At 68.1% G+C, this 24,446-nt stretch carries 23 protein-coding genes and 1 tRNA gene; 15 read left to right on the forward strand and 9 right to left on the reverse strand.

Annotation, left to right across the window (positions count from 1 at the left end; translation table 11 throughout):
- Nucleotides 1-19: 19 nt before the first annotated feature.
- On the forward strand, nt 20-1,231 hold the full coding sequence (locus tag ACFV15_RS08980; protein ID WP_378349646.1) for a YcaO-like family protein: 1,212 nt from the start codon (nt 20-22) through the stop codon (nt 1,229-1,231).
- Nucleotides 1,224-2,519 (forward strand): TfuA-like protein, encoded by a 1,296-nt coding sequence (locus ACFV15_RS08985; RefSeq protein WP_378349647.1) that lies wholly within the window; start codon nt 1,224-1,226, stop codon nt 2,517-2,519. The genes ACFV15_RS08980 and ACFV15_RS08985 overlap by 8 nt, the downstream gene beginning before the upstream one ends.
- Before the next feature lie 2 nt (nt 2,520-2,521).
- On the opposite strand, the gene ACFV15_RS08990 is transcribed toward ACFV15_RS08985, so the two are convergent.
- The 3 genes from ACFV15_RS08990 to ACFV15_RS09000 form a co-directional block, all read right to left on the reverse strand.
- Nucleotides 2,522-3,301, reverse strand: a complete 780-nt coding sequence (locus tag ACFV15_RS08990; protein WP_378349648.1) for a hypothetical protein — start codon at nt 3,299-3,301, stop codon at nt 2,522-2,524.
- The gene (locus ACFV15_RS08995; RefSeq protein ID WP_378349649.1) at nt 3,298-4,059 is read right to left on the reverse strand and encodes an excisionase family DNA-binding protein; all 762 of its coding nucleotides are present in this window, start codon (nt 4,057-4,059) and stop codon (nt 3,298-3,300) included. The genes ACFV15_RS08990 and ACFV15_RS08995 overlap by 4 nt, the downstream gene beginning before the upstream one ends.
- 62 nt (nt 4,060-4,121) lie before the next feature.
- Nucleotides 4,122-5,558 (reverse strand): alpha/beta hydrolase family protein, encoded by a 1,437-nt coding sequence (locus ACFV15_RS09000; RefSeq protein ID WP_378349650.1) that lies wholly within the window; start codon nt 5,556-5,558, stop codon nt 4,122-4,124.
- 212 nt (nt 5,559-5,770) lie between these two features.
- On the opposite strand from ACFV15_RS09000, the gene ACFV15_RS09005 reads away from it, so the two are divergent.
- Together ACFV15_RS09005 and ACFV15_RS09010 are read left to right on the forward strand one after the other, a co-directional pair.
- Nucleotides 5,771-6,877 carry a sensor histidine kinase gene (locus ACFV15_RS09005; RefSeq protein ID WP_378349751.1) on the forward strand — a complete coding sequence of 369 codons (1,107 nt, stop codon included), beginning with the start codon at nt 5,771-5,773 and terminating at the stop codon, nt 6,875-6,877.
- Nucleotides 6,874-7,536 (forward strand): response regulator, encoded by a 663-nt coding sequence (locus ACFV15_RS09010; RefSeq protein WP_378349651.1) that lies wholly within the window; start codon nt 6,874-6,876, stop codon nt 7,534-7,536. Before ACFV15_RS09005 ends, ACFV15_RS09010 begins: the two co-directional genes overlap by 4 nt.
- 78 nt (nt 7,537-7,614) lie before the next feature.
- Here ACFV15_RS09010 and ACFV15_RS09015 read toward each other — a convergent pair.
- Both ACFV15_RS09015 and ACFV15_RS09020 read right to left on the reverse strand, forming a co-directional pair.
- Nucleotides 7,615-7,687: transfer RNA gene (locus tag ACFV15_RS09015), tRNA-Arg, on the reverse strand.
- Between the two features lie 87 nt (nt 7,688-7,774).
- On the reverse strand, nt 7,775-8,602 hold the full coding sequence (locus ACFV15_RS09020) for an SDR family oxidoreductase (protein ID WP_378349652.1): 828 nt from the start codon (nt 8,600-8,602) through the stop codon (nt 7,775-7,777).
- A 96-nt stretch (nt 8,603-8,698) separates the two neighbouring features.
- Here ACFV15_RS09020 and ACFV15_RS09025 point away from each other — a divergent pair, with 96 nt between their 5' ends.
- The 3 genes from ACFV15_RS09025 to ACFV15_RS09035 all read left to right on the forward strand — a co-directional run bounded on the left by ACFV15_RS09025 (nt 8,699) and on the right by ACFV15_RS09035 (nt 10,761).
- Nucleotides 8,699-9,118, forward strand: a complete 420-nt coding sequence (locus ACFV15_RS09025) for a MarR family winged helix-turn-helix transcriptional regulator (protein ID WP_378349653.1) — start codon at nt 8,699-8,701, stop codon at nt 9,116-9,118.
- Nucleotides 9,118-9,675 (forward strand): GNAT family N-acetyltransferase, encoded by a 558-nt coding sequence (locus ACFV15_RS09030; protein WP_378349654.1) that lies wholly within the window; start codon nt 9,118-9,120, stop codon nt 9,673-9,675. Before ACFV15_RS09025 ends, ACFV15_RS09030 begins: the two co-directional genes overlap by 1 nt.
- A 162-nt stretch (nt 9,676-9,837) precedes the next feature.
- Entirely contained in the window at nt 9,838-10,761 is a 924-nt protein-coding gene (locus ACFV15_RS09035) for a cation diffusion facilitator family transporter (protein ID WP_378349655.1), read from the forward strand.
- Between the two features lie 111 nt (nt 10,762-10,872).
- Here the strand turns inward: ACFV15_RS09035 and ACFV15_RS09040 are convergent, their stop codons facing one another.
- The 3 genes from ACFV15_RS09040 to ACFV15_RS09050 form a co-directional block, all read right to left on the reverse strand.
- On the reverse strand, nt 10,873-11,565 hold the full coding sequence (locus ACFV15_RS09040; protein WP_378349752.1) for a DUF305 domain-containing protein: 693 nt from the start codon (nt 11,563-11,565) through the stop codon (nt 10,873-10,875).
- A 5-nt stretch (nt 11,566-11,570) separates the two neighbouring features.
- The gene (locus ACFV15_RS09045; RefSeq protein WP_378349656.1) at nt 11,571-12,413 is read right to left on the reverse strand and encodes a DUF3105 domain-containing protein; all 843 of its coding nucleotides are present in this window, start codon (nt 12,411-12,413) and stop codon (nt 11,571-11,573) included.
- An 83-nt stretch (nt 12,414-12,496) separates the two neighbouring features.
- The gene (locus ACFV15_RS09050; RefSeq protein ID WP_378349753.1) at nt 12,497-13,102 is read right to left on the reverse strand and encodes a DUF3105 domain-containing protein; all 606 of its coding nucleotides are present in this window, start codon (nt 13,100-13,102) and stop codon (nt 12,497-12,499) included.
- Nucleotides 13,103-13,192: 90 nt separating this feature from the next.
- On the opposite strand from ACFV15_RS09050, the gene argS reads away from it, so the two are divergent.
- From argS to rho, 6 genes are all read left to right on the forward strand, one after another.
- Nucleotides 13,193-14,848 carry an arginine--tRNA ligase gene (gene argS / locus ACFV15_RS09055; RefSeq protein WP_378349657.1) on the forward strand — a complete coding sequence of 552 codons (1,656 nt, stop codon included), beginning with the start codon at nt 13,193-13,195 and terminating at the stop codon, nt 14,846-14,848.
- A 6-nt stretch (nt 14,849-14,854) separates the two neighbouring features.
- Nucleotides 14,855-16,288, forward strand: coding sequence for a diaminopimelate decarboxylase (lysA, locus tag ACFV15_RS09060; RefSeq protein ID WP_378349658.1), 1,434 nt, complete (start codon nt 14,855-14,857; stop codon nt 16,286-16,288).
- Between the two features lie 5 nt (nt 16,289-16,293).
- Nucleotides 16,294-17,598 carry a homoserine dehydrogenase gene (locus tag ACFV15_RS09065; protein ID WP_378349659.1) on the forward strand — a complete coding sequence of 435 codons (1,305 nt, stop codon included), beginning with the start codon at nt 16,294-16,296 and terminating at the stop codon, nt 17,596-17,598.
- Entirely contained in the window at nt 17,595-18,656 is a 1,062-nt protein-coding gene (gene thrC / locus ACFV15_RS09070; protein ID WP_378349660.1) for a threonine synthase, read from the forward strand. The genes ACFV15_RS09065 and thrC overlap by 4 nt, the downstream gene beginning before the upstream one ends.
- 100 nt (nt 18,657-18,756) lie before the next feature.
- On the forward strand, nt 18,757-19,635 hold the full coding sequence (thrB, locus tag ACFV15_RS09075) for a homoserine kinase (protein WP_378349661.1): 879 nt from the start codon (nt 18,757-18,759) through the stop codon (nt 19,633-19,635).
- 311 nt (nt 19,636-19,946) lie between these two features.
- Nucleotides 19,947-21,962 carry a transcription termination factor Rho gene (rho, locus tag ACFV15_RS09080; RefSeq protein ID WP_378349662.1) on the forward strand — a complete coding sequence of 672 codons (2,016 nt, stop codon included), beginning with the start codon at nt 19,947-19,949 and terminating at the stop codon, nt 21,960-21,962.
- A 219-nt stretch (nt 21,963-22,181) separates the two neighbouring features.
- Here the strand turns inward: rho and ACFV15_RS09085 are convergent, their stop codons facing one another.
- On the reverse strand, nt 22,182-22,724 hold the full coding sequence (locus tag ACFV15_RS09085; protein ID WP_378349663.1) for a CHAP domain-containing protein: 543 nt from the start codon (nt 22,722-22,724) through the stop codon (nt 22,182-22,184).
- Between the two features lie 227 nt (nt 22,725-22,951).
- Between ACFV15_RS09085 and rpmE the strand changes: the two genes are divergently transcribed.
- Nucleotides 22,952-23,182, forward strand: coding sequence for a 50S ribosomal protein L31 (gene rpmE, locus ACFV15_RS09090; protein WP_378349664.1), 231 nt, complete (start codon nt 22,952-22,954; stop codon nt 23,180-23,182).
- A gap of 73 nt (nt 23,183-23,255) precedes the next feature.
- Entirely contained in the window at nt 23,256-24,326 is a 1,071-nt protein-coding gene (gene prfA, locus ACFV15_RS09095) for a peptide chain release factor 1 (protein WP_378349665.1), read from the forward strand.
- Nucleotides 24,327-24,446 lie beyond the last annotated feature (120 nt).

Here is a 24,446-nt window from a genome sequence, read left to right on the forward strand (position 1 = left end):
TCGCTCACAGGAATGGACAATGATGGTTACTCAGGTCGCGCCGAGCGGTGGCCCGGTCAAACTTCCTGGCACGTTGCGGGACCGTTCTCCTGAGGACACCTGGGAGCTCGTGCGGCCCCGGCTGGGTGCCTATGGCATCACCAGGGTCGCCGAGCTGACCGGGCTCGACATCATCGGCATGCCGGTGTTCATGGCCGTCCGGCCGCTCGCCACCACGGTGGGGGTGAGTCAGGGCAAGGGCGCCACCCCGCTGCTGGCGCGCCTGTCGGCGGTCATGGAGTCCATCGAGATGTCGGTCTGTGAGCGGTATTTCACCACCCCCGACGCCTTCGTCGCGCAGGCGGCGGATCTCGATCTCCCTTACGCCACAACGGAGATCACGCCCACGGATCGGTCGGTCATCTCCGATCGCTTCCCGCTGAAGTGGGTGCCCGCGGTCGCGCTGGGCGACGGGGCGCCGACCTTCGTCCCGCTCCGCGCCGTCGCGATGGACGGTATCGCCGACGGGACCTGGCGCCCGCCCACCCAGTTCTGCTCGGCCAACGGATTGGCCAGCGGCAACAATCTCGCGGAAGCGACGATCCACGCGCTGCTCGAGGTCATCGAAAGGTTCTCGACGGCGGGCATGGCGAAAACGTCGATCCGGCAACGGAAAGTGCTGGATCTGGCCACCATGCCCGCCTGCTGGAGCCGGGACCTCATCGAGCACCTGCACGATCTCGGCTTCTGGGTGGAGGTCGTCGACTGTTCCACGGTGCCGGGGGTGTCGACGTTCGCGACCTTCGTCTGGAGCCCCGACATGCCGGGTCTTTACGCCGGATCCGGGAGCCATTTCCTCCCGGAGATCGCCGTCCAGCGCGCACTGACCGAGTCGGTCCAGAGCCGCATGTCGGTGATCAGCGGCGCCCGCGAGGACATCGGCATCAGCGCCTACCGAGGCGTGCGCTACCCGGTCGCGCCGGTGACCGTCGAGCCGAACCAGACCTGGGACGCGATTTCCCCGCCCGCGCTGGGCCCGGAGGTTCCGAGCGCGGAAGTGCTCGCCTGGCTCGCGGCCCAGGTGAGCGTCATGTCAGGCCGCCCGGTGCTGCGCGTCGACATGACCCCGCCTGGCGAGCCCTTCGCCGTCTGCAAGGTCGTCGTGCCAGGCCTGCCAGAGAAGTTGCACGAGGCGAGCGAGGACCTGCCCCGCTACCCCGATCCGGAAGACAGGAAGCCGGCGCATGCCTGACACCCAGACGATCCACGTCTTCGCCGGACCCTCCCTGTCCGGCTCGTCCGTGCTGGAGCTCGACGGCGTCTGCGCACATCCCCCGATCGCGCACGGCGACCTCTACCGGCTCAACCTGAGTGAGGGCGACTCCGTCCTCATCGTCGACGGGATTTATCAGCACACCGCACCGGTGCGCCACAAGGAGATCCTCGCACTGCACGCGGCAGGCGTCCCCATCTACGGCACGGCCAGCCTCGGCGCACTGCGCGCGTCCGAGCACCAGGACCACGGCATGACCGGCATCGGAACGGTCTTCGGCTGGTACCGCGACGGAAGGCTCATTTCCGACGCCGACGTCGCACTCACCCACGGCGACGCCGACATCGACTACCGCGCCTTCACCCAGGCGCTCGTGAGCATCATCAGCGTCACCGACCGCCTGGTCGCCGCGGGCCGCCTCGACCAGTCCGACGCCACGAAGGTCGTCGATCTCGCCCGCTCACTGCATTTCAGCACCCGTACCAACGGCGCACTCCGAGCGGCCGCGGCCGGCCACGACCTGTCCGGCCAGATGCGCCTCACCCTCGACGAGCTGCACACCGACCGCCTCGGCGACATCAAGCGCATCGACGCCGAGGCCGCGGTCCACACTCTCCTCGCCGGGAACGCGGTGACGCCGAAGCCCGTCGACGTCCCGCTCACCACGTGGCGCAAGGAGTGGAGCCTCCAGCACGCCCCGGCCACATCCGACCCCGAAGGCCCGACCCTGCGCCAGGTACTCGCCTTCGCGCAGCTGTTCCTCCCGGATTTCCCGGACCGCCACACCGAATACGTGCTCGGTACGTTGAAGCCCGAGTATCCCGAGGTCGGCGAATCCTCGTGGCTGGACGCGCTTTCCCCGGCCGAGTACGTGCGCCGCGGCATCCTGTCCGAGGACGAGCTGACCACCCTCACGGCCGACGAACGCGCGACCAGGGTGCTCGTCCGCACCTTCCGCCGCCGTTCCGGCCGCTTGGTCTACGACGAGTTCCCGGCCGAGCTGGCGGAATTCGCCGAGCAGAGCGCCCGGCTGCTCAATCTCACCAGCCAGGCGGCCGAGCTCAACCCGAACTTCCACCCCGGCGACATTCCTTCGGCCGAGCTGGATAAGACGTTCAGCGAACTGTGGGGAACCACGGAGTTGGTGACCCATGTGCTCGACCGCGGTTTCCGCTCACCCGAGGAGTTCCGCGAACAAGCCAGGCCGTACTTCATCGCGGCCCGCGCCTTCGTCGGAATGCGTTCGGCTCCGTCAAAGGTTGCCTAGCTTTACCGCTGTCGCAGTGTCTCCCACATGAAATGCGCACTTGCCGGATCGGTGACCGTTCGCCATGCGGAGTGTTCCCGATCATCCAAGGGCGATGCCGCTTTCAGAAGATCATCCAGCTGACCGGAGGTCCGGACTTCGAATTCTTCGGGGTCTTCGAGAAGGCTGGTCAGAAACGCGATGTCCTGAAGATGACGTGACGTGAAGGACCGGGCGGGGCGTTGCCGCTTCTCGTCCTGGAACGCGCAGCACTTGATGCCGATAGCGTGGTGAAGGTCGGGTATGGGAACCAGCGCACCGCGATCTTCGTAGTGGACTTCGACCAGCACCCTGTTTCGCAGCGCGCGTTGGCCACCGAAAACCTCGATCGTCCGGCCCGGCGGTGTAGTGGTGAGGTCTGGCTTCGGTTTCAGCCCTGCTGGAGCCAGAATGTCCACGGTCTCACCCGCGGGGCCGTGATATCGATGGGTGGCGCCTTCCGGACTGGCCGGATCGACTTTGTAGGCAAGTCCTTTGAGTGCATCGACAGCATCGCGCAGACACTCCGGAGCTATGGCCAAGTCGAACAGCACGTCGACATCGCTGGTGACGCGCGGCGGAGTGCTGCCTGCCACCGCGCCATGCAAATGGACCATTACGCCACCGATAACGACATGTGCCGGTGGAAGATGTGCTGCCAATGTCATCAATCCCGGCCATAAGAACGTATCCACTCCACCGGCCAGCCGCGGCAACTCGACCGTGCCGAGCACAGGCAGATCCGGCCAGCGAGAAACGATCATCGACGAAGGATAGCCGCCCGCTTCAGAAGTTCTTCGGCGGCTTGTATCGAGCGTTCGTCGCCGGTTTCCAGCAGGTCTGCCGCCGCCACGGCGGGAGGGGCGATGTCCGGCAGCGTGACCTGGTCGACGATCGGACCGAGCTGGTCGGGCACTACTCGGAAAGTGACATTGGGCGCTTCGGAATTCCACCGGATGCCGCGAGCCTCACGCAGTTCGGCGAAGATCTTTGGTGAGACGTACAGCTCACGTCGATGATTTTCCTCGGAGACCAGCTGAGCGCCATGAGCTACTCCGGCTTCCAAGCCTCCGACGCAGACACCTTTGCGGTTAAGAAGCTTCTTAAGCGCCGCAGGGAGCATTAGTGCCTCGTGTTTTTGCGCGCGTGCTGACAGCAGTCGCGGCCATTGCTCGAGCGGGCGCCGAACGTACCTTCTCGCGCGTACCTGTTCGGACGAGGAGAGCCAAGTCGGCCGCAGGTCTGACATGTGCCACATGACCGCCCATGCCATCCGTGGCGACCATGGGCGTCCGGCTTGCGGCTGGATGACATGAATCCGATGCCACACCGAGTCGGAACGCACCAGCAACTCGCGTCCTGGTCGGGCCGCCTCCAGCCGCCCTGCCGCGATGAGTTCGTAGACGTGTTCAGGTGCGACCTCCAGCCGGGATGCGGCTTCCCGCACTGACAACCAGCCCGGCAGTCCCTCCATCATCACCTCTCTCAACAGCGTTGACTTACACAATACCTCATAAGTCAAGGGGTATTGTGTAAGTAAACGCCGATCAGGACGTCCCAGCGAGCAGATCTCGGGCGAGCCTGTCAGCGGCCGTTGCCATGGCGGAACACGCTGAGCTCGCCGTAGGCCGACAGAGCGCCGGTCAAGTCGCCGGATCCGTTGCGCAGCAAGGAATCCAGGAACGCGAGGGTGGTGGCGGCGACCACCCGCGGGCTCTCGGCGCGACCCAGTGAGCCGACTATCGAGGGCACCGGCGGCAGGTACAGGGGGCCGTCCATGAAGGTGAGATGCGCGGCGCCGGGGATGGTAAGCCGGTAGTTCGTCGCCGTGCCGCGCGTGAGCACCTCGGTGAGCTGTGGCAGGTAGCGCGGATCGGTTTCCGGGGTGATGGCCTGGGTGAGCGCGAGCGTCGGCTGATCGAGGGCGGGCGACAGGGGACCGCGAGGGTAGCCGTCCAGATCGATGACGGCGTCGAACCGGTGATCCCGCCTGGCGGCCTGCAGTGCGGCCGCGCCACCCATGGAGTGACCGGTCGCGGCGACCCGGCCGGTGTCCAGGCGCCCGCTCAGCGGATCGGCGCCGTCACCTCGGTCGAGCTCCTCCAGCCTGGTCAGCACGAAGCCGAGGTCGGCGGCCCGGATCGCCGTCCAGTCGTCGCCCAGCCTGTCGTCGGTGTCCCGGTCGCCGCTGGAGACGGTCGCGGTGGTGATCGTCCGTCCGTCGGCGAGCACGACGGCGGCCGAGTCGTACGGGTGGTCGAGCGCGGCGACCACATACCCGTGGCTGGCGATTTCCTCAGCCCACGCGGTGTTCTGGGTGCGTACTCCGCTGGAACCCGGCGAGAACAGCACCACCGGGAAACGTCCGCCTGCCACCGGGGCGTCGGGAATCGCGTGGGTACGGGCACGCGGAACACCGTCGAACAGGAAACCCGGCAGGCCGACTCCGCCGGCGAGTGCTTCGGAGACGGTGCGTGCTTCGTCCTCCGTGCGCCCGAGGTACTGGGCACGCGGTGCGTCCGCCGGGCCGGTCCGCGCGGGGTACCAGAGCTGGGCCACGACCGTGCGCCGGTCCCCAGGATCGGGGGTGAAGGTCTCGGGCCGGTCCGGGTCGGTCCACTGCAGCACGCGGGTGCCGACCGCGAAGCCGCCGGTGAGCTCGGGGAAGACGGGGATGGGAAAGGCCCACGCGGTCACGGGGCCCGTGGTGATCAGGCAGGCACAGGCCACCGATCCCGGCAACGCCAGCCACCAGGGTGCCCGCCGCGCCCGGCTTCGCACCAGCGGGGAGAAGGCGAACGGCGCCGCGACGACGGCGCCCGCCAGCACCGGCAGCATCTGCCAGCGGATCCCGGTCACGCCGAGCGCGATCGCGGACGGCAGGAACACGGCTGCCGCCGCGATGGTGACGGGTGGGCGAGCGGCGGTGGGAAGCCAGCGCGTCACGACCAGCGCGACGGCGCTGAGCAAAGTCAGTACTTCCAACGGGGACAGCTTCAGTCCCGTGATGATCTCGGTCACCTGGCCATATTCGGCGCCGGACCCGCGCGGCCACATCGCTCCCCGGTCGCGATCCCACTGCCGTCTCCAGTGGCAATCGAGCACCCGGGACCAGCGGCCGGATTACGACCACGGTAGGTATCGGGACTCCTCCTGCGGTCGCAATCCGCCTCGCAGCCATCAGACGGCGGACTCATGTGCTCGGCGGGCGCGCGGCTTACGATCGCCAGGTGATGACGGAGCGGCGCTGGACGTCCCGGCTGCCGCCGGAGGTGTGGGACTCGCTGCTGCCCGCGCTTCTCCTGCTCCACGTCCTGATCATGTGGGCGCCCACGGAGTTGCCGGTGGCCGCCGCTCTCACCGCGGCACTCGCGCTGCCACTGGTGTGGCGGCGCCGCGCCCCGCTCACGGTGTTCGGCGCCGTGACGGCCGCGGCTTTAGTCCAGTGGCTGGTGGACGTGCAGCTGCCCGCGGACGTCGCGCTGCTGGTGGCCCTCTACACGGTGGCCGCGAACTCGGACAGGCGCGTCACCCTTGTCGCCGTCGGCGTCGTGGAGATCGGGGCCGTCCTGGCTTGCTTGCGCTGGACCACGGACGGTGCCTTCCTGACCCCGTTCGCCGCGCTCACCGCGATGGTCGTCGCCGCGGCTGTCCTCGGCGTGAACGTCCGGACCACGCGCGCCTACTTCGCGGCCCTGCGGGAACGGGCCGTCGCCGAGGAAAGGGCCCGGATCACCAGGGAGATGCACGACATCGTCACCCACAACCTGTCCGTCATGGTCGCGCTCACCGACGCCGCCGTCTCCGCGCAGCACCGGTCGCCTGACAAAGCCACCACCGCGATGCTCCAGGTCGCCGAAACGGGCAGGCAGGCGCTGACCGACATGCGGCGTTCGCTCGGCGTCCTGCGCACCGGCGAACCGGACGCGGAACGCCACCCGTTGCCCGGCATCGCGCAACTCGAGACCCTCACCGGCCAGATGTGCGCGGCCGGGCTGCCGACCGGCCTCGACGTCGACGGCGGCTACACGCACATACCCGCGACCGCGCAACTGAGCGTCTACCGCCTCGTACAGGAAGCCTTGACCAACACCCTCAAGCACACACCCACCGGCACACACGCGAACGTCCGAATCGAGTGCGCGGCCGAGACCGTCACAGTGGACGTCACCGATACCGGCCCGCCGGCTCCCCGCCTCACCCGCGCGGGCCACGGCATCACCGGCATGCGTGAGCGTTCAGCCGTCCACGGAGGGACATTGCGCGCCGGACCGCTTCCCGGCGGCGGCTGGGGCGTGCACACCCGCCTGGTGTTCGGTGGCCCAGCGGTGTCCGCATGACGATCCGCGTTCTCATCGCCGACGACGAGGCGTTGCTGCGCATGGCGTTCAGCATGGTCATGGAGGCCCAGCCGGACCTGGTAGCGGCAGGCGAGGCCGAGAACGGCGCCGACGCCATCCGCCTCGCCACCGACCTGCGCCCCGATGTCGTCCTCATGGACGTCCGCATGCCAGGAACCGACGGAATCGAGGCGACCCGGCAGATCATCCGGACCTGCCCGCAGACCAAGGTGCTCATCCTCACCACTTTCGACCTGGACGAGTACGCCTTCGCCGGGCTGAAAGCCGGAGCCTCGGGCTTTCTGCTGAAGAACACCAGGCCCGACGAACTGTTCACCGCGATCCGGACCGTCGCCGCGGGCGACGCGGTGGTCTCTCCGCGTGTCACCCGCCGCCTGCTGGAGAAATTCCGCCCGCACCTGCCCGACGCCGTCACCACCGCCCGCGATGAGCGGCTGAGCAGGCTCAGCGCCCGCGAACGCGAGGTGCTCGTCCAGGTGGGCTCCGGCCTGTCCAACGCCGAGATCGCCGCCGCACTGCATCTCGCGGAGGCGACGGTGAAGTCCCACCTGGGCAGAATCCTGCACAAGCTCGAACTCCGCGACCGGATCCAGGCCGTGATCTTCGCTTACGAAAGCCGCCTCATCCACCCGGCATGACACCGAACCGGCCGGGAGAAATAAAAATAGGCCGACACTCGCACCTTGAAAGGTGTTTTCGAGTATCGGCCGTTTATGTGCCCTCGGCAGGATTCGAACCTGCGACACCTGCCTCCGGAGGGCAGTGCTCTATCCCCTGAGCTACGAGGGCGGGGTCGCCGTGCGACATATCGCCGTGCGACTTGCGAGAAGCCTAGCCTATGGCCCATTCGGGGCGCACGGCGGTTTCCCTAAGCGGTCACGCCACCCAGCCGCCGGTGAGCTTCTGGACCGCGGAGCCATCCTGATCTGCGAGTTTGAGGCCGGTGAAGCCCTCGGCCCACTGCGAGGTCTGGATGCGGAACGCGGGCGACTCGTCGGTCATCGTCTTGAGGATCACGGCGGCGACCTCGTCGGGGGTCTGGGCCGAGGAGAAGGATTGCATGGTCCGCGTGACGTAGGTGCGGAACTGGTCGCCGTACGGGCCCGCCGCTTCGATGGCCGACTCCATGTCGATGCCGACGTTGTTGACGAACTCGGTGGCGACCGCGCCGGGCTCGATCACGCTGACCTTGACGCCGTGGCCCGCGGCGAGCGGGGCGAGGCTTTCCATCATGCCTTCGACCGCGAACTTCGCGGCGCAGTAGGCCTCGTTGAAGGGCTGGCCGACGATGCCGCCGACGCTGGTGACCGTGATCAGCCTGCCGCCGGTGGCGCGCAGCGCGGGCATGACGAGCTTGGTCAGCTGGACGACGCCGAAGAAGTTGACCTCCATCGTCTTGCGGAAGTTCTCGACGCTGTCCTGCTCGACCGTGCCGACGTGGCCCGCTCCCGCGTTGTTGACCAGCACGTCGATGCGGCCGTAGTCGGCGAGGACGGAGGCGACCACCGTGGACGGGTCTTCGGTGACGTCGAGTGCGCGGATGTCGAGCTCGACGCCCGCTTCGGCCGCCGCGGCGCGGAGTTTCCCGGCGCGGGAGACGTCGCGGAGGGTGGCGACCGTGCGGTAGCCGGCCTTCGCGGACTGGACGGCCGCGGCGAGGCCGATGCCCGAGGAGGTGCCGGTGATCAGTGCGACGCGGGTCATGAGAAGTCCTTCATGTCGATGATGGTTAATGCAGTGAACAAAATGACTATAACCATGGATGGTTCATGTAGTCAACTAATGGCCTACACTCCAGCCATGACTGACGACAAGGTGACCGCCGAGGTGATCGCACTGCTGGCGCGCATCGTCGCGCGGTTCACCAAGGACTACGAGGACGCCGCGAGCGCGCAGGACCTCACGACCGTGCAGGCCAAGGTGCTCGCCGCGCTCGCCGAGCCGATGCCCATGCACCGCATCGCCGAGAAACTCGGTTCCGAACGGTCCAATGTGACCGGCATCATTGACCGGCTGGAGGCGAGGGGCCTGGTCGAACGGCACGCGGACACGCGTGACCGCCGTATCAAGAACATCGTCGCCACCGAGGCGGGCCGCGGGCTCGCCGGGAACTTCCAGCGGTCGCTGAGCTTCGCCGCGGAGCCATTGGCCGCGCTGGGCCCCGCCGACCGCGTGCACCTGCGGGACCTGCTGGAGCGCATGGTCGGCGAGGGGGATTGATGCATGTTTTCCTGGAGACGGAGCGGCTCGTGCTGCGCCGGTTCACGTCCGGCGACGTCGACAACTTGGTCGAGCTCGACGGCGACCCCGAGGTGATGCGGTATCTCACCGGGGGCAAGCCGACGCCTGCCGAGGAGATCCGAGATGACTATCTGCCCGCTTTTCTGAGCTACTACGACCGCTTCGACGGTTACGGCTTCTGGGCCGCGATCGAGAAGACGACGGGCGAGTTCCTTGGCTGGTTCCACTTTCGGCCGCAGCCCTCCGACGTGCCGGGCGACGTCGAACTCGGCTATCGGCTGCGCAAGGCCGCGTGGGGCAAGGGCTATGGCAGCGAGGGCTCGCGTGCCCTGATCGACAAGGGATTCACCGAGTTCGGCGTGCGCCGTGTCTACGCGCAGACGATGGCCGTCAACACCGGTTCGCGGCGCGTGATGGAGAAGAGCGGGCTCCGGTTCGTCAAGAAGTTCGACCTCGGCCTGCATGACCCGATTCCGGGCACGGAACACGGCGAGGTCGAATACGCGATCACCCGTGAGGAGTGGGCCGCCCGCTGATTACTTCCCGCAGTCCGAGAAGGCTCGGTTGGGGGATAACGGGGTCCGCGTCTTCCACGTTACCTTTCCAGTGAGGGGGGAGAACTTAGGCTCACCTGCATTGCACATATGCGCATGCGACTATATATTCGGTCGGGCAAGGTGAGCAGAGGAAGGCGCGCAATGGGACACGGGCACGGTCATGGCCAGGCGATCGCGGCGGGGGAGAGCGCGTCCGGCCGCCACCTGCGCGCGTTGACGATCTCGTTGTTCGTGGGCGCCGCGTTCATGATCCTGGAGTTCGTGGTCGGCTTCGCGACCTCGTCGCTGGCGTTGATCTCGGACGCCGCGCACATGTTCACCGACGTGCTCGGCGTCGGCATGGCGCTCGCCGCGATCATGGTGGCGCGCCGCTCCAAGGCGACGTTCAGCCGCACGTTCGGCCTCTACCGCGCCGAAGTGCTGGCCGCGCTCGGCAACGCGATCCTGCTCTTCGGCGTCGCGGGTTACGTGCTGTTCGAGGCCATCGGCCGGATCAGCGACCCGCCAGAGGTACCCGGCCTGCCGGTGCTGCTCGCGGCCACCGCCGGTCTCATCGCGAACCTCGTCTCGTTCGCGCTGCTGCGTTCGGGTGCCGAGGAGAGCATCAACGTCCGCGGCGCCTATCTCGAAGTGCTCGCCGACCTGATCGGCTCGGTCGGCGTGCTGATCAGCGGCGCGCTCACGCTGTTCACCGGCTGGCGCTACGCGGACCCGATCATCGGTGTCGCGATCGGCCTGTTCGTACTGCCCCGCACCTACGCGCTCGCCAAGCGCGCGCTGCGGATCCTGTTCCAGCACGCGCCGCAGGGCGTCGACGTCGGCGAGATCAGCGCCGAACTGGCCGCACTGCCCGGCGTCGACGACGTCCACGACCTGCACGTCTGGACGCTCACCTCCGGCATGGAGGTCGCGTCGGCCCACCTGACGGTGAACACCGAGGCCGAGCAGTCGACGGTCCTCACGGCCGCCCAGAACCTGCTGTCCTCGCGGTACTCGATCGAGCACGCGACCCTGCAGGTCGAGGCCCCCCAATGCGCCAAGCGCTGCGAGCAACTGCCCTGGTAGAGCCGGGGAAAAAAATCCCAATGCGGCTTTGGTCAGGTTTCAGCACGCCAATGTGGCTTTCGTCAGCTCAGAGCTGACGAAAGCCACATTGGGATTTTTTTCCCCGGATCCCTAGGAAACGGGGAGCGGCTGGGCGCCCTTGGCCGCGAGCATCTGGGTCATGAGGACCATCTCGGAGCCCTGGGCCTTGAGGATGCTCGAGGTCAGCAGCTGGACCGCGTTGTTCTTCGAGTGGTCCTTCGCGTACTGCGTCATGGACGAGCCGCCCTGGTGATGCCGGAGCATCAGCTGCAGGAAGTAGACGTCCATCTCCTGGCCCTTCAAGGACCGAAGCTTCGCCAGTTCGGCTGAGGTCGCCATGCCCGGCATCACCGCGTCACCGGCCGTGACCGGGGCGCCGTGCTGGTGCCCGGCCATCGGCTCGGCCATCCAGGTCATGTACGCGCCGGTCGCCTGCTCCGGCTTGTCCCAGAGCATCAGCCAGCCCTTCATGCGGCCGACCTGTTCCGTCTGCGAGGTCTCGATGTCGAACGCGAGCTGCTTGACCGCGCCGTCCGTCGAGTTGTCTCGGGCCCAGTTCGCCATGGTGACCGCCTGCAGGTGGTGCACCGACATGTCCTGGGCGAAGCCGACTTCGATCGAACTGGCGTCCGGCGTCGAGTCGGACGGGCCGCCGAGCAGGTTGGACAGGAACACCCCGACGCTGATGCCGACCAGCAGCACCGCGAGCAGCGCGCCGCCGATGATCACCACCCGGGACCAGGCAGGCCGCTCGGGTGATGACTCCTCGGTGTGTTCCTCCAGCGACGTCACTGACCAGCCGGCGCGGACGAAGGCGGGGCCGCCGGGGACGACGGGGGCTGGCCGTTCTCACCCTGCGCGCCCTGCGAGCCCGCGTAGTCCATCGGCTTGGCGTCGGGGCCGGGCTTCGACGGGTCGAACGGCGGCGGGTTGTCGATGTCGAACTGCGGGTTGTCGCAGGTCGCGCCGACCTCGGGATAGGTGTTCGGGTTGCTGCGCAGCGCGGCGACGAACTGGTCGATGCGCGGGTCGTCGGTCTTGTCGAGCTTCAGCTGGTGACCCCAGGCCTGCAGCGAGATCGGCTTGTCGAGGCCGGGGTACGGCGAAAGCATGGTGAACGGCTTGCCCTGGACGCGGACCTCGAGCGCCTTGAGAGCGTCGCCGGAGACCTGGTCGGGGTTGTAGGCGATCCAGACCGCGCCGTGCTCCAGCCCGTGGACCATGTTCTCGGTGCGCACGGCCTTCGGGTAGACGACGCCGGTGCAGGCGGCCCAGGACTGGTCGTGCGGGCCACCGAAGGCGGGCGTCTGGTCGTACGCGACGCGCTCGGTCGGCAGCACGTGGACGGTGCCCTTGTAGTCCTTCTTGATGACGCCCTCGATCTTGCCGGAGGGGTCGGGGTTCTCCTTGGACGGCGCGAACGCCGCGGCGGCCTCCTCGCGTGCCTTCTGGTCACGCTTGGGCGCGGACTGCACGAGGTAGTAGCCCAGCACCGCGCCTGCCAGCGCGATCACGCCGATCACCGCGATGATGGTGCCCCACGGCGCGCCCTTCTTGGACACGACGGAACTGCGGGTCGCCTTCACAACACCCTTTTTGGGCGTGTTCTTCTTAGTTGCCCCGTTAGCCATGGCTCCCGCGTTCTCTTCAGGTCAGTGTCTGCCGCAGGCCAGTTTAGGCACGGCCTGCGAGGTGCCTGTGAAGAAGCCCCATATCACTTCGGCGGTACGGCATCCGTTCCCGGTGGCGAAGGGTCGAACGGCGGCGGGTTGTCGACGTCGAACTGCGGGCTGTCGCAGGGGGCGCCGACCTCGAAGTACGTGTTCGGGTTGGTCCGCAGCGCGACGATGAACTGGCCGATGCGGGGGTCGTCCGCGGTGTCGACCTTCAGCTGGTGCTCCCACGACTGCAGCGAGATCGGCTTGTCCAGGCCGGGGTACGGCGAGAGCAGCATGTACGGCTTGCCGTCGACGCGGACTTTCAGCTGGTCGAGCGCGTCGCCGGAGACCTGGTCGGGGTTGTAGGCGATCCAGACCGCGCCGTGCTCCAGCGAGTGGACCATGTGCTCCGTGCGCACCGCCTTGGTGTAGACGGCGCCGTTGCACGCAGCCCAGACCGGGTCGTGCTTGCCGCCGAACGGCGGGAGGTGGTCGTAGGCGACGCGCTGCCCCGGGAGGATGTGCAGGCCCTCGGCCTTCTCCATCACCACGCCGGGTATCCGCTTCGACGGATCCCGGTCGGCCGCGCTCGGCACGAAGTCCGCCGCCGGGTCGGGCAGCGCCTTCCCCGCGATCGCGGTCGAACACCCGGTCACCAGCAACGTCGCCCCGATGATGATCGGAATCACCCGCACCCGGTCCGCCTCCACCCTTGTCTTGGCCGGTCAACCCACACCCATAGAATTCCGCAGGTGACTCCCGCAGCTCTCGCCGACCTGGTCCGCAGTTCCGCCGTGCAGGTTCTCGCCGCACGTGGCATCGATGACGCCATCCTGCCGGAGCAGGTGACGATCGAGCGCCCGCGCAACCCGGAGCACGGAGACTACGCGACCAACCTGGCGATGCAGGTGGGCAAGAAGGCCGGGATGAAGCCGTTCGACTTCGCCACCGAGCTGGCCGCGGTGCTGGCCGCGGCCGACGGCATCGACGCGGCCGACGTCGCGGGCCCCGGCTTCCTGAACCTCCGCCTCGCCGCGGACGCGCAGGGCGAGGTCATCAGCCAGGTCATCTCCGCCGGTGACGGCTACGGCCTCGGCGACGCGCTGGCGGGCGTCAAGATCAACCTCGAGTTCGTCTCGGCGAACCCGACCGGCCCGATCCACCTCGGCGGCACCCGCTGGGCCGCCGTCGGCGACGCGCTCGGCCGCATGCTGACCGCGCAGGGCGCCGCGGTGACCCGCGAGTACTACTTCAACGACCACGGCGCGCAGATCGACCGGTTCGCCAACTCGCTCATCGCCGCGGCCAAGGGCGAGCCCGCCCCCGAGGACGGCTACGCGGGCGGCTACATCTCCGACATCGCCGCCGAGGTCATCCGCCAGGAGCCCAGCGCGCTCTCGCTGCCCGAGGACGAGACGGGCGAGACGTTCCGCCGGATCGGCATCGACCTGATGTTCGCCGAGATCAAGCAGAGCCTGCACGACTTCGGCACCGACTTCGACGTCTACTTCCACGAGAACTCGCTGCACGAGTCCGGTGAGGTCGGCAGGCTCGTCGCGGAGCTCAAGGACAGCGGCAAGCTCTACGAGGAGGACGGCGCCTGGTGGCTGCGCTCGTCCGAGTACGGCGACGACAAGGACCGCGTCGTCATCAAGGGCGACGGCAACCCGGCCTACATCGCCGGTGACATCGCTTACTTCCACGACAAGCGCAAGCGCGGCTTCGACCTGTGCATCTACATGCTCGGCGCGGACCACCACGGCTACATCGCGCGCCTCAAGGCCGCCGCGGCCGCGTTCGGCGACGACCCGAGTGTCGTCGAGGTGCTCATCGGCCAGATGGTGAACCTGGTCAGCGAGGGCAAGCCGGTCCGGATGAGCAAGCGCGCCGGCACGGTCATCACGATGGAGGACCTGGTCGGCGCGGTCGGTGTAGACGCGGCCCGCTACGAGCTGATCCGCTACTCGGTCGATTCCGCCTTGGACGTCGACCTGGACCTGCTTCGCAAGCACACCAACGACAATCCGGTCTACTACGTGCAGTACGCGCACGCCCGGCTGTCGTCGCTGCAGCGCAACGCCGCCGACCTCGGCCTCAAGTTCGACGCCGCCGCGGACTTCGGCCTGCTCACCCACCAGCGTGAGGGCGAGCTGATCCGCACGATCGGCGAGTACCCCACGATCGTGCGCAAGTCCGCCGAGCTGCGTGAACCGCACCGCGTCGCGCGGTACCTCGAGAGTCTCGCCGCCGCCTACCACAAGTTCTATGCCGAAGCGCGCGTTCTGCCGATGGGCGATGAAGAGGCGACCCCTCTCACCTTCGCCAGGCTCGCGCTCTGCGAAGCCACCCGACAGGTGCTCGCGAACGGTCTTTCCCTGCTCGGTGTCTCCGCCCCGGAACGGATGTAAGAAGAAATGGCCCACCCCGCAGGCCCGCGCCACGCGGACGTCTACCCGCACGCCGACGCGTCAGGGTTCCCGCCGACCAGCGCCGCCGAACTCGACCACCTGTACCCGAAAGTCTGGCCCCGCAACACTTATCGCGCGCCGGACGGCGTCGTGCGCATCGCGGGCGTCGACGTGCGCGAGCTCGCCGAGACCTACGGCACGCCGCTGTTCGTGGTCGACGAGAACGACTTCAAGTCGCGCTGCGCCGACTACGCCGAGGCCTTCGACGACCCGTCGCTCGTGCACTACGCCTCCAAGGCGTTCCTCTCCGTGGAGATCGCGCGCTGGGTCGCCGCCGCCGGGCTGAGCCTCGACGTCTGCAGCGGCGGCGAGCTGTCCGTCGCGCAGCGCGCGGACTTCCCGCCGGAGCGGATCACCTTGCACGGCAACAACAAGTCGATCGAAGAGCTGGAGATGGCCGTCGACGCCGGCGTCGGCACCATCGTGCTCGACTCCTACTTCGAGATCGCCAGGCTGGCCGAGGTCGCCGCCAGGCGCGAGATCGTCCAGGCGGTGCTGATCCGCGTGACTGTCGGCGTCGAGGCGCACACGCACGAGTTCATCGCGACCGCGCACGAGGACCAGAAGTTCGGGTTCTCGCTGGCTTCCGGTGACGCCGCCGAGGCGGTGCGCCGCACGCTCAACACGTCCTCGCTCAAGCTCATCGGCCTGCACAGCCACATCGGCTCGCAGATCTTCGACGCCGACGGCTTCGAGGTGGCCGCGCGCCGCGTGGTCGGCCTGCTCGCCGAGCTCGCCAAGGAGCACGGCGACGCGCTGCTCGAGCAGATGTCCATTGTGGACCTCGGTGGTGGTTTCGGTATCGCCTACACCGAAAAGGACAACCCGCCGCCGCCCGCGCAGATGATCACCCAGATCAGGGAGATCGTCCGCAAGGAGTGCTCGTACGCCGGGCTTCCGGTGCCGAAGATCGCGGGCGAACCTGGCCGCGCCATCGCCGGTCCCGGCACGATCACGCTCTACGAGGTCGGGACCACCAAGGACGTGACGCTCGGCGACAACAAGGTGCGCCGGTACGTCAGCGTCGACGGCGGCATGAGCGACAACATCCGCACGTCGCTCTACGACGCGGTGTACGACTGCCGCCTCGTCTCGCGGTCGAGCGACGACGGTGGCACGACGCCAGTGGCCTCGGCGCTGTCCCGGGTCGTGGGAAAACACTGTGAGTCCGGCGACATCGTCGTACGAGACTGCTGGCTGCCCGACACGCTGTCACCCGGCGACCTGCTGGCGGTCGCGGCCACCGGCGCGTACTGCTACTCGATGGCGAGCAACTACAACCGGCAGCCGCGCCCAGCCGTGGTCGCCGTCCGCAACGGCAGCGCGCGGCTGCTGCTGCGGCGTGAGACCACGGACGACATGCTGCGCCTGGAGGTGTGAGACTTTTGTCCACAAAGGACATCGTCAGAGTTGCCCTGCTCGGTTGCGGGACCGTCGGCGGTGAAGTCGCCAGGTTGCTCACCGAGCAGGCGGGCGAGCTCGCCGCGCGCGCGGGTGCGCGGCTGGAGATCGCCGGCATCGCCGTGCGGCGCCCCGACAAGCACCCCGAGCTGCCGCAGGAGCTGCTCACGGCGGACGTCACCGGGCTCGTCACGCGCGAGGACGTCGACGTGGTCGTCGAGCTGGTCGGCGGCATCGAGCCGGTGCGCGGCTGGCTGCTCGACGCGCTCAAAGCCGGGAAATCCGTTGTCACGGCGAACAAAGCACTGCTCGCCGACCACTCGGCCGAGCTGTTCGAGGCCGCCGACGCGTCCGGAGTGGACCTCTACTTCGAGGCAGCCGTCGCCGGTGCGATCCCGTTGCTGCGCCCGCTGCGCGAGTCGCTCGCCGGTGACCGCATCACCAGGGTGATGGGCATCGTCAACGGCACCACGAACTTCATCCTCTCGGCGATGGACGCGACGGGCGCCGGGTACGCCGAGACGCTCGACGAGGCCAGCAGGCTCGGGTACGCCGAAGCCGACCCGACCGCGGACGTCGACGGCTACGACGCCGCGTCGAAGGCCGCGATCCTCGCGTCCCTCGCCTTCCACACCCGCGTCACGGCGGCGGACGTGCACCGCGAGGGCATCGCGGACGTCACCGCGTCCGACATCGCGGCGGCGCGGACGCTCGGCCGGACGGTCAAGCTGCTCTGCATCTGCGAGCGCGTCATCGACGAAGACGGCGTCGAGTCGGTCGCGGTGCGCGTGCACCCGGTGATGATCCCGTTGTCGCATCAGCTTTCCGGCGTCAACGGCGCGTTCAACGCGGTGTACGTCGAAGCCGACGCGGCCGGTGAGCTGATGTTCTACGGCCAGGGCGCCGGTGGCGCGCCGACCGCGAGCGCGGTGCTCGGCGATCTCGTCGCGGTGGCAAGGAATCTGGTGCTCGGCGGGCGCGGCCCGCGCGAGTCGGCGCACGCCGCGCTGCCGGTGCGGCCGATGGGCCAGACGCCGACGCGGTACCACCTGAGCCTCTACGTCGCCGACGTCGCGGGTGTGCTCGCGCAGGTGGCGCAGGTGTTCGCCGACCACGGCGTGAGCATCGCCGCGGTCAGGCAGAGTGACTCCAAGGACTCGGCCAGCCTGGTCGTGATCACCCACCTGGCAACGGACGCGGCGCTCAAGTCCACTGTGGACCAGATCGCCAAACTCGATGTCGTGCACGAGGTTGTCAGCGTGATGCGTGTGGAAGGCGAAGACCAGTGACGACACAAGCTTGGCCAGGAATCATCGAGGCCTACTCCTCGCGGATCCCGATCCCCGACGGCGCCAAGGTCGTCACGCTGGGGGAGGGCAACACGCCGCTGCTGCCCGCGCCGCACCTGTCCGAGCTGACCGGCTGCTCGGTGTACCTGAAGGTCGAGGGCGCGAACCCGACCGGGTCGTTCAAGGACCGCGGGATGACCGTGGCGATCACGCACGCGCTCGCCAGCGGCCTGCAGGCGGTCATCTGCGCGTCGACGGGCAACACGTCGGCGTCGGCCGCCGCGTACGCCGCGCGTGCCGGGCTGACCTGCGCGGTTCTGGTGCCCCAGGGCAAGATCGCGATGGGCAAGCTAGCCCAGGCGGTCTTGCACGGCGCCAGGATCCTCCAGGTCGACGGCAACTTCGACGACTGCCTGGAGCTCGCGCGCAAGACCGCCGCCGACTACCCGGTCACGCTCGTCAACTCGGTCAACCCGGTGCGCATCGCGGGCCAGAAGACCGCCGCGTTCGAGATCTGCGACGTGCTCGGCGAAGCGCCGGAGTTCCACTGCCTGCCCGTCGGCAACGCGGGCAATATCACGGCTTACTGGGCCGGCTACCGCGAATACGCGAATGACGGTGTGGTGAAGAACACCCCGCGCATGTTCGGTTTCCAGGCCGCGGGCGCGGCGCCGCTCGTACTTGGTGAACCGGTGACCGAACCCGACACGATCGCGACCGCGATCCGCATCGGCAGCCCGGCCTCCTGGACCGCCGCGGTCAAGGCCCGCGACGAGTCCGACGGGCTCTTCGACGCCGTCACCGACGAGAAGATCCTTGAGGCGTACCGGTTGCTGGCCCGCAAGGAGGGCGTCTTCGTCGAGCCCGCCTCGGCCACCAGCGTCGCCGGACTGCTACGCACCGTCGCCGACGGCCGCATCCCGGCCGGTTCCACCGTGGTCTGCACGGTCACCGGCCACGGCCTCAAGGACCCCGCCACCGCCTTGGAGGGCAACGTCGAGGTCGAACCCCTCGCCGTCGACCCCGGAGCCGTAGCCGCCGCACTGGACCTCCGATGACCCCCCTGTTTTCGCCCCAATGTGTCCTTCGGTCCCTCTCACGGACCGAAGGACACATTGGGGACCTGGCAGGGACCGAACGACGCATTGGGGACCTGGCATGAGCTTCCGGGTGACCGTGCCTGCCTCGAGTGCCAACCTGGGCCCCGGATTCGACGCGTTCGGCCTGGCACTGGGCTTGTACGACGTGGTCGACGTCGAGGTCACCGGCCAAGGCCTTGATATCGAGGTCGTCGACGCGGGAGCGGGCGGCGTCGACGACGTGCCGCGCGACGAGTCGCACCTGGTCGTGCGCGCGATCAGGCGAACCTGTGAGCACCTCGGGGTGAAAGCCCCGGGCCTGGGCCTGGTGTGCCGCAACGCGATCCCGCACGCGCGCGGCCTCGGGTCGTCGGCCGCGGCGGTGGTCACCGGGATCGCCGCCGGGTATGCGATCGCCGAACTTCCACTAAATGATGACGCTCTTCAACTGGCGGCCGAATTCGAAGGCCACGCTGACAATGTCGCGGCCAGCCTGTACGGCGGCCTGGTGCTCGCGTGGACGGAAGGTAAACGTTTCCACGCCGAGAGGTTGACGGCCCACCCGTCGATCAGGCCGCTGCTGGCGGTGCCTGCCATTCGCTCGTCCACGGAGACCACGCGTGGCCTCCTACCAGGGCATGTGCCGCACGTGGACGCCGCTTTCAACCTCGGGCGCGCCGCGCTGGCCGTGCTCGCGCTCACCGAGCGGACGGACCTGCTGCTCGCCGGCTCGGAAGACCGGCTGCACCAGGATTACCGGTCGTCGGCGTACCCGGAGAGTGCGCGCCTGGTCCGTGAGCTGCGGGCTTCCGGTGTCGCCGCCGCGATCTCCGGTGCCGGCCCGACCGTGCTGGCGCTCACACTCGACGGAATACTGCCCCGCACTGTCGGCGTTGAAGGTTTCGACGTCACCGAGCTCCCGGTGGACACGCGCGGTGTGCAGGTTGCGGCTCAGTAACCGCGCACGCCACGCGGGGGGTGGTTGTTGCACCCCGGCCGGGGGCGGTCTACCCTCGGGGGCGTTCGATCACCGTGCGTTTCCGCACCCGGGTTCGATCCAGGGGGATCGGTGACGAATCTCGCGTGCTCCATTTGGAGCACGTAAACCCCCGTGCTGGTGGCGCTTTCGCCGCGACGCGCACGTCTAGGCTGCGATCGCCTGCATCGGGTCCCTGTTCGTTGGGGAAATATGAATGTCGTTTCGCAATCACAGAGCGAACGGCAGTCCGCTGATCCACTGGAGGCGTGGATCGGTCAGGAAGGACATGTGTGAGCAACACCGATCTTTTGAGCGGCGACGTGGAAACAGCGGCGGCTGCCAATGGCAGCGCGGCCCCGAAACGCCGCACCGGGGGACTTTCCGGCATGGTCATCGCCGAGCTGCGTCAGCTCGCCGGTGAGCTGGGCCTGAGCGAAACCACGGGCATGCGCAAGGGAGACCTGATCGCGGCCATCCGTGAGCGCCAGGGCAAGTCCAAGCGCCGCGCGGCCAACGAGGCCGAAACGCTGCCCCTGGAGGGGATCGACGCGGGCAAGCCCGCCGCGAAGGCCCCGAAGGCGGCCGCGGTGGCGAAGGCGGAGAAGCCGGTCGAGAAGGCCGAAAAGCCCGCGAAGCAGCCGATCGCCGAGGCTCCGGCCCCGGCGCAGGAGCCCGCTCCCCAGCAGGAGAGCGCGCCGCAGGCCGATGGCCAGCAGCAGGCTCCCGAGGAAGGCGGCCGCAGCCGTCGGCGCCGCGGCTCCAACCGCGCGCAGGGCAGCCCTGACGGCGGCCAGCAGCGTGGTGACCAGCAGCAGCCGCGTGAGCAGCGTGACCAGCAGCAGGGTCAGGGTGCCGGTTCCGGCGAGCAGCAGCCGCGTCGCAACGACCGCAACGACCGCAACGAGCGGAACGACCGTGGCGACCGCGGTGACCGCAACGACCGCCAGGGCAACCGCGAAGGCCGCAACCGCGACCAGCAGGACAACCGGGGCGGCAACCGCAACCAGAACCAGCAGGAGCGCGGCCAGCAGGGCGGCAACCGGCCTGGTGACGACGACGAGGACGGCGACCGCAGGGGCCGCCGCTTCCGCGACCGCCGTCGCCGCGGCGCCGGTGGCGGCCGGGTCGAGGGCGGCTCGCCCGACACCGAGATCCGCGAGGACGACGTCCTGCTGCCCGTCGCGGGCATCCTGGACGTGCTGGACAACTACGCGTTCGTCCGCACCTCGGGCTACCTGGCCGGGCCGAACGACGTCTACGTCTCGCTGTCGCTGGTCCGCAAGTACGGCCTGCGCCGCGGTGACGCCATCACCGGCGTCGTCCGCCAGCCGCGTGACGGTGAGCAGCAGCGGCAGAAGTTCAACCCGCTGGTGCGCGTCGACTCGATCAACGGCCTGGAGTCGTCCGAGGCGAAGAACCGCCCCGACTTCACCAAGCTGACCCCGCTGTACCCGAACGAGCGACTGCGCCTCGAGACCGAGTCGCACAAGCTCACGACCCGTGTCATCGACCTGGTGATGCCGGTCGGCAAGGGACAGCGTGCGCTGATCGTGTCGCCGCCGAAGGCCGGTAAGACCACGATCATGCAGGACATCGCGAACGCCATCGCGACGAACAACCCCGAGTGCCACCTGATGGTCGTCCTGGTCGACGAGCGTCCGGAAGAGGTCACCGACATGCAGCGGTCGGTGAAGGGCGAGGTCATCGCCTCCACCTTCGACCGCCCGCCGTCAGACCACACCTCGGTCGCCGAGCTGTCCATCGAGCGGGCCAAGCGCCTGGTCGAGATGGGCCTCGACGTGGTCGTCCTGCTCGACTCGATCACCCGATTGGGTCGTGCGTACAACCTGGCGGCCCCGGCTTCCGGCCGGATCCTGTCCGGTGGTGTCGACTCGACCGCGCTCTTCCCGCCGAAGCGTTTCCTCGGCGCGGCGCGCAACATCGAGAACGGCGGCTCGCTCACGATCTTCGCCACGGCGATGGTCGAGACCGGGTCCACCGGTGACACGGTCATCTTCGAGGAGTTCAAGGGCACCGGTAACGCGGAGCTCAAGCTCGACCGCAAGATCGCCGAGCGGCGCGTGTTCCCCGCGGTGGACGTCAACCCGTCCGGTACCCGCAAGGAAGACCTGCTGCTTTCGCCGGACGAGCTGGCCGTCACCCACAAGCTGCACCGGGTGCTGCACGCGCTGGACTCGCAGCAGGCCATCGACCTGCTGATCTCGCGGCTGCGCAAGACCAAGACGAACATCGAGTTCCTCATGCAGGTCTCGAAGACCGCTCTCGGTTCGAACGACGAAGACTGACCAAAATTCAGTACTCGCTCACGAGCGAGGCATGTCCGCCGAAAGCGCGGACCTGCCTCGCTCGTGGTGTTTTGCGGGGGCGCAGCCCCCGCACCCTGCCCGGGGGGCAAGCCCCCGGACCCCCGGCTTCGGCCGCCCCGATATGTTCGGAAAAATTTCAGTACTTCTGGAAAATGCCCCGCCCGGAATTCCGGGCGGGGCATTTCTTGTGAAGACGTCTCACTGGTGGGGGCGAGCCGCGGGGGTCCAGCCGCGGTAGTTGTTGAAGTAGTTCACGCTCGAGGCGTGGCCGATCTTGCCGCCGATGCTGGTGGCGTAGATGCCGCCGTTGCCGTCGGCGATGCCGACGTGGCCCCACTGGCTGATGTTCCAGTAGACGAAGGCGCCCGCCGGCGGCCTGCTGCCATCGGTGTGCTTCGGGCTGGCGCCGTTCCAGTGCGCGTTCGCCGAGCCCCAGACGGCCGTGGTGCCGTACGCGTTCTCGACGGCCTTTTCGCAGTAGTGCTGCCACGCGGTGCTGCCCATGTGGTTCTTGAACCACTGGATCGCGCCGGCGGGAGTGCCGTCGCCTGCACCTTGGACGGAGAACTCGCCTTCGGTGGTGAAAGTGGCCGCTGCCGGGTTGATGTCGGCGGCGGTGATCCCGGAGGCCTGGGGGGTGGCGCCGGCGACCGGGGCGATGGCGAGAGCCGAGACGGCGAGCGCGGCCACCGCGGCGGGTTTGACGATGCGGGAAAGCAGGTTCTCAGTGGTGAGGGCCACGGCGAACGCCTTCTTCCTGTGCGTTGTCGGTGATTTTCGAACAACGCCAGGCTCTCGGTGGGAAGTACAAAATGCGTACAAGCGGCCACCGGAGGTTGTGCGGAATACCAGCGGGGTGGCCCGCGTTCCAGTCGTGGCCAGCGCGTCTGGCAGAATGACCCGCTGAAGTCCGGCTCCGGTTCACCCCGAGGAACGTGGGGACCCGGCGGCCAACGAGAGAGGACACCATGAAGAGCGGTATTCACCCCGAGTACGTGGTCACCAATGTGACCTGTGGCTGCGGCTACACCTTCTCCACGCGTAGCACCAAGGCGTCGGGCGACATCCACGTCGAGGTCTGCTCGAACTGCCACCCGTTCTACACCGGCAAGCAGAAGATTCTGGACACCGGTGGCCGGGTCGCGCGCTTCGAGGCTCGCTACGGCAAGCGGGCGAAGAAGGCCGACGAAGCCAAGTAGCTTGCTCGACGGCGCCTACCCACCTTTGGGTAGGCGCCGTTTTGCTTGTTTCCAGTGAGAAAGGGTGACAGGGGTGGATTCGACTTCGCTCAAGGGTCTGCTCGAAGAGCACGCTGACCTGGAGAAACAACTCGCCGACCCCGGCGTGCACGCCGACCAGGGCCGCGCGCGCAAGCTGGGTCGCCGCTACGCCGAGCTGAGCCCGATCGTCAAGGCGGTCGGCGAGCTCGAAACGGCCCGTGAGGACCTCGCCGCGGCCAAGGAGTTCGCGTCCGAGGACGCCTCGTTCGCCGCCGAGGCCGAGGAGATCGCCGCGCGCATCCCGGCGCTGGAGACCAAGCTCACCGAGCTGCTGCTGCCCCGTGACCCGTACGACGGCTCCGACGTCGTCATGGAGATCAAGTCCGGTGAAGGCGGCGAGGAGTCGGCGCTGTTCGCCGGTGACCTGCTGCGCATGTACCTGCGCTACGCCGAGCGGCACGGCTGGAAGGCCGAGGTGCTCGACTCGACCGACTCCGACCTGGGCGGCTTCAAGGACGTCACGGTCTCGATCAAGAGCAAGGCCGCCGCCGTCGACGGTGTCTGGTCGCGCCTGAAGTTCGAGGGCGGCGTGCACCGCGTCCAGCGTGTCCCCGCGACCGAGTCGCAGGGCCGCATCCACACGTCGGCCTCCGGCGTGCTGATCTACCCGGAGCCCGAGGACGTCGAGGTCGAGATCGACCCCAACGACCTGCGCATCGACGTGTTCCGCTCCTCCGGCCCCGGCGGCCAGAGCGTCAACACGACCGACTCCGCCGTCCGGATCACCCACCTCCCGACCGGCATCGTGGTCTCCTGCCAGAACGAGAAGTCGCAGATCCAGAACCGCGCACGCGCGCTGCTGGTGCTGCAGGCGCGGCTGCAGGCCATCGCCGAGGAAGAGGCCGCCGCGAAGGCCTCGGACGCCCGCCGTTCCCAGGTCCGCACGGTCGACCGCTCGGAGCGCATCCGTACCTACAACTTCGCCGAGAATCGCATCGCCGACCACCGCGTCAACTACAAGGCCTACAACCTCGACCAGGTGCTCGACGGCGACCTCGACGGCGTGCTCGACGCATTGGTCACCGCCGACCGCGAAGAGCGTCTCGCCTCGCATTCCGGATAAGGAGTCGTGAGTGTTCCCGACGGGGATGTAACAAAGGACCCACAACAAAACCAAAAAAAAAAAAAAAAATTAATAGGCGAACCCCCACAACAAAAAAAAAAACAACAAAAAAACACCAAC

Origin of the sequence: Amycolatopsis sp. NPDC059657 (assembly GCF_042734395.1) — a bacterium.
Lineage (GTDB): Bacteria > Actinomycetota > Actinomycetes > Mycobacteriales > Pseudonocardiaceae > Amycolatopsis.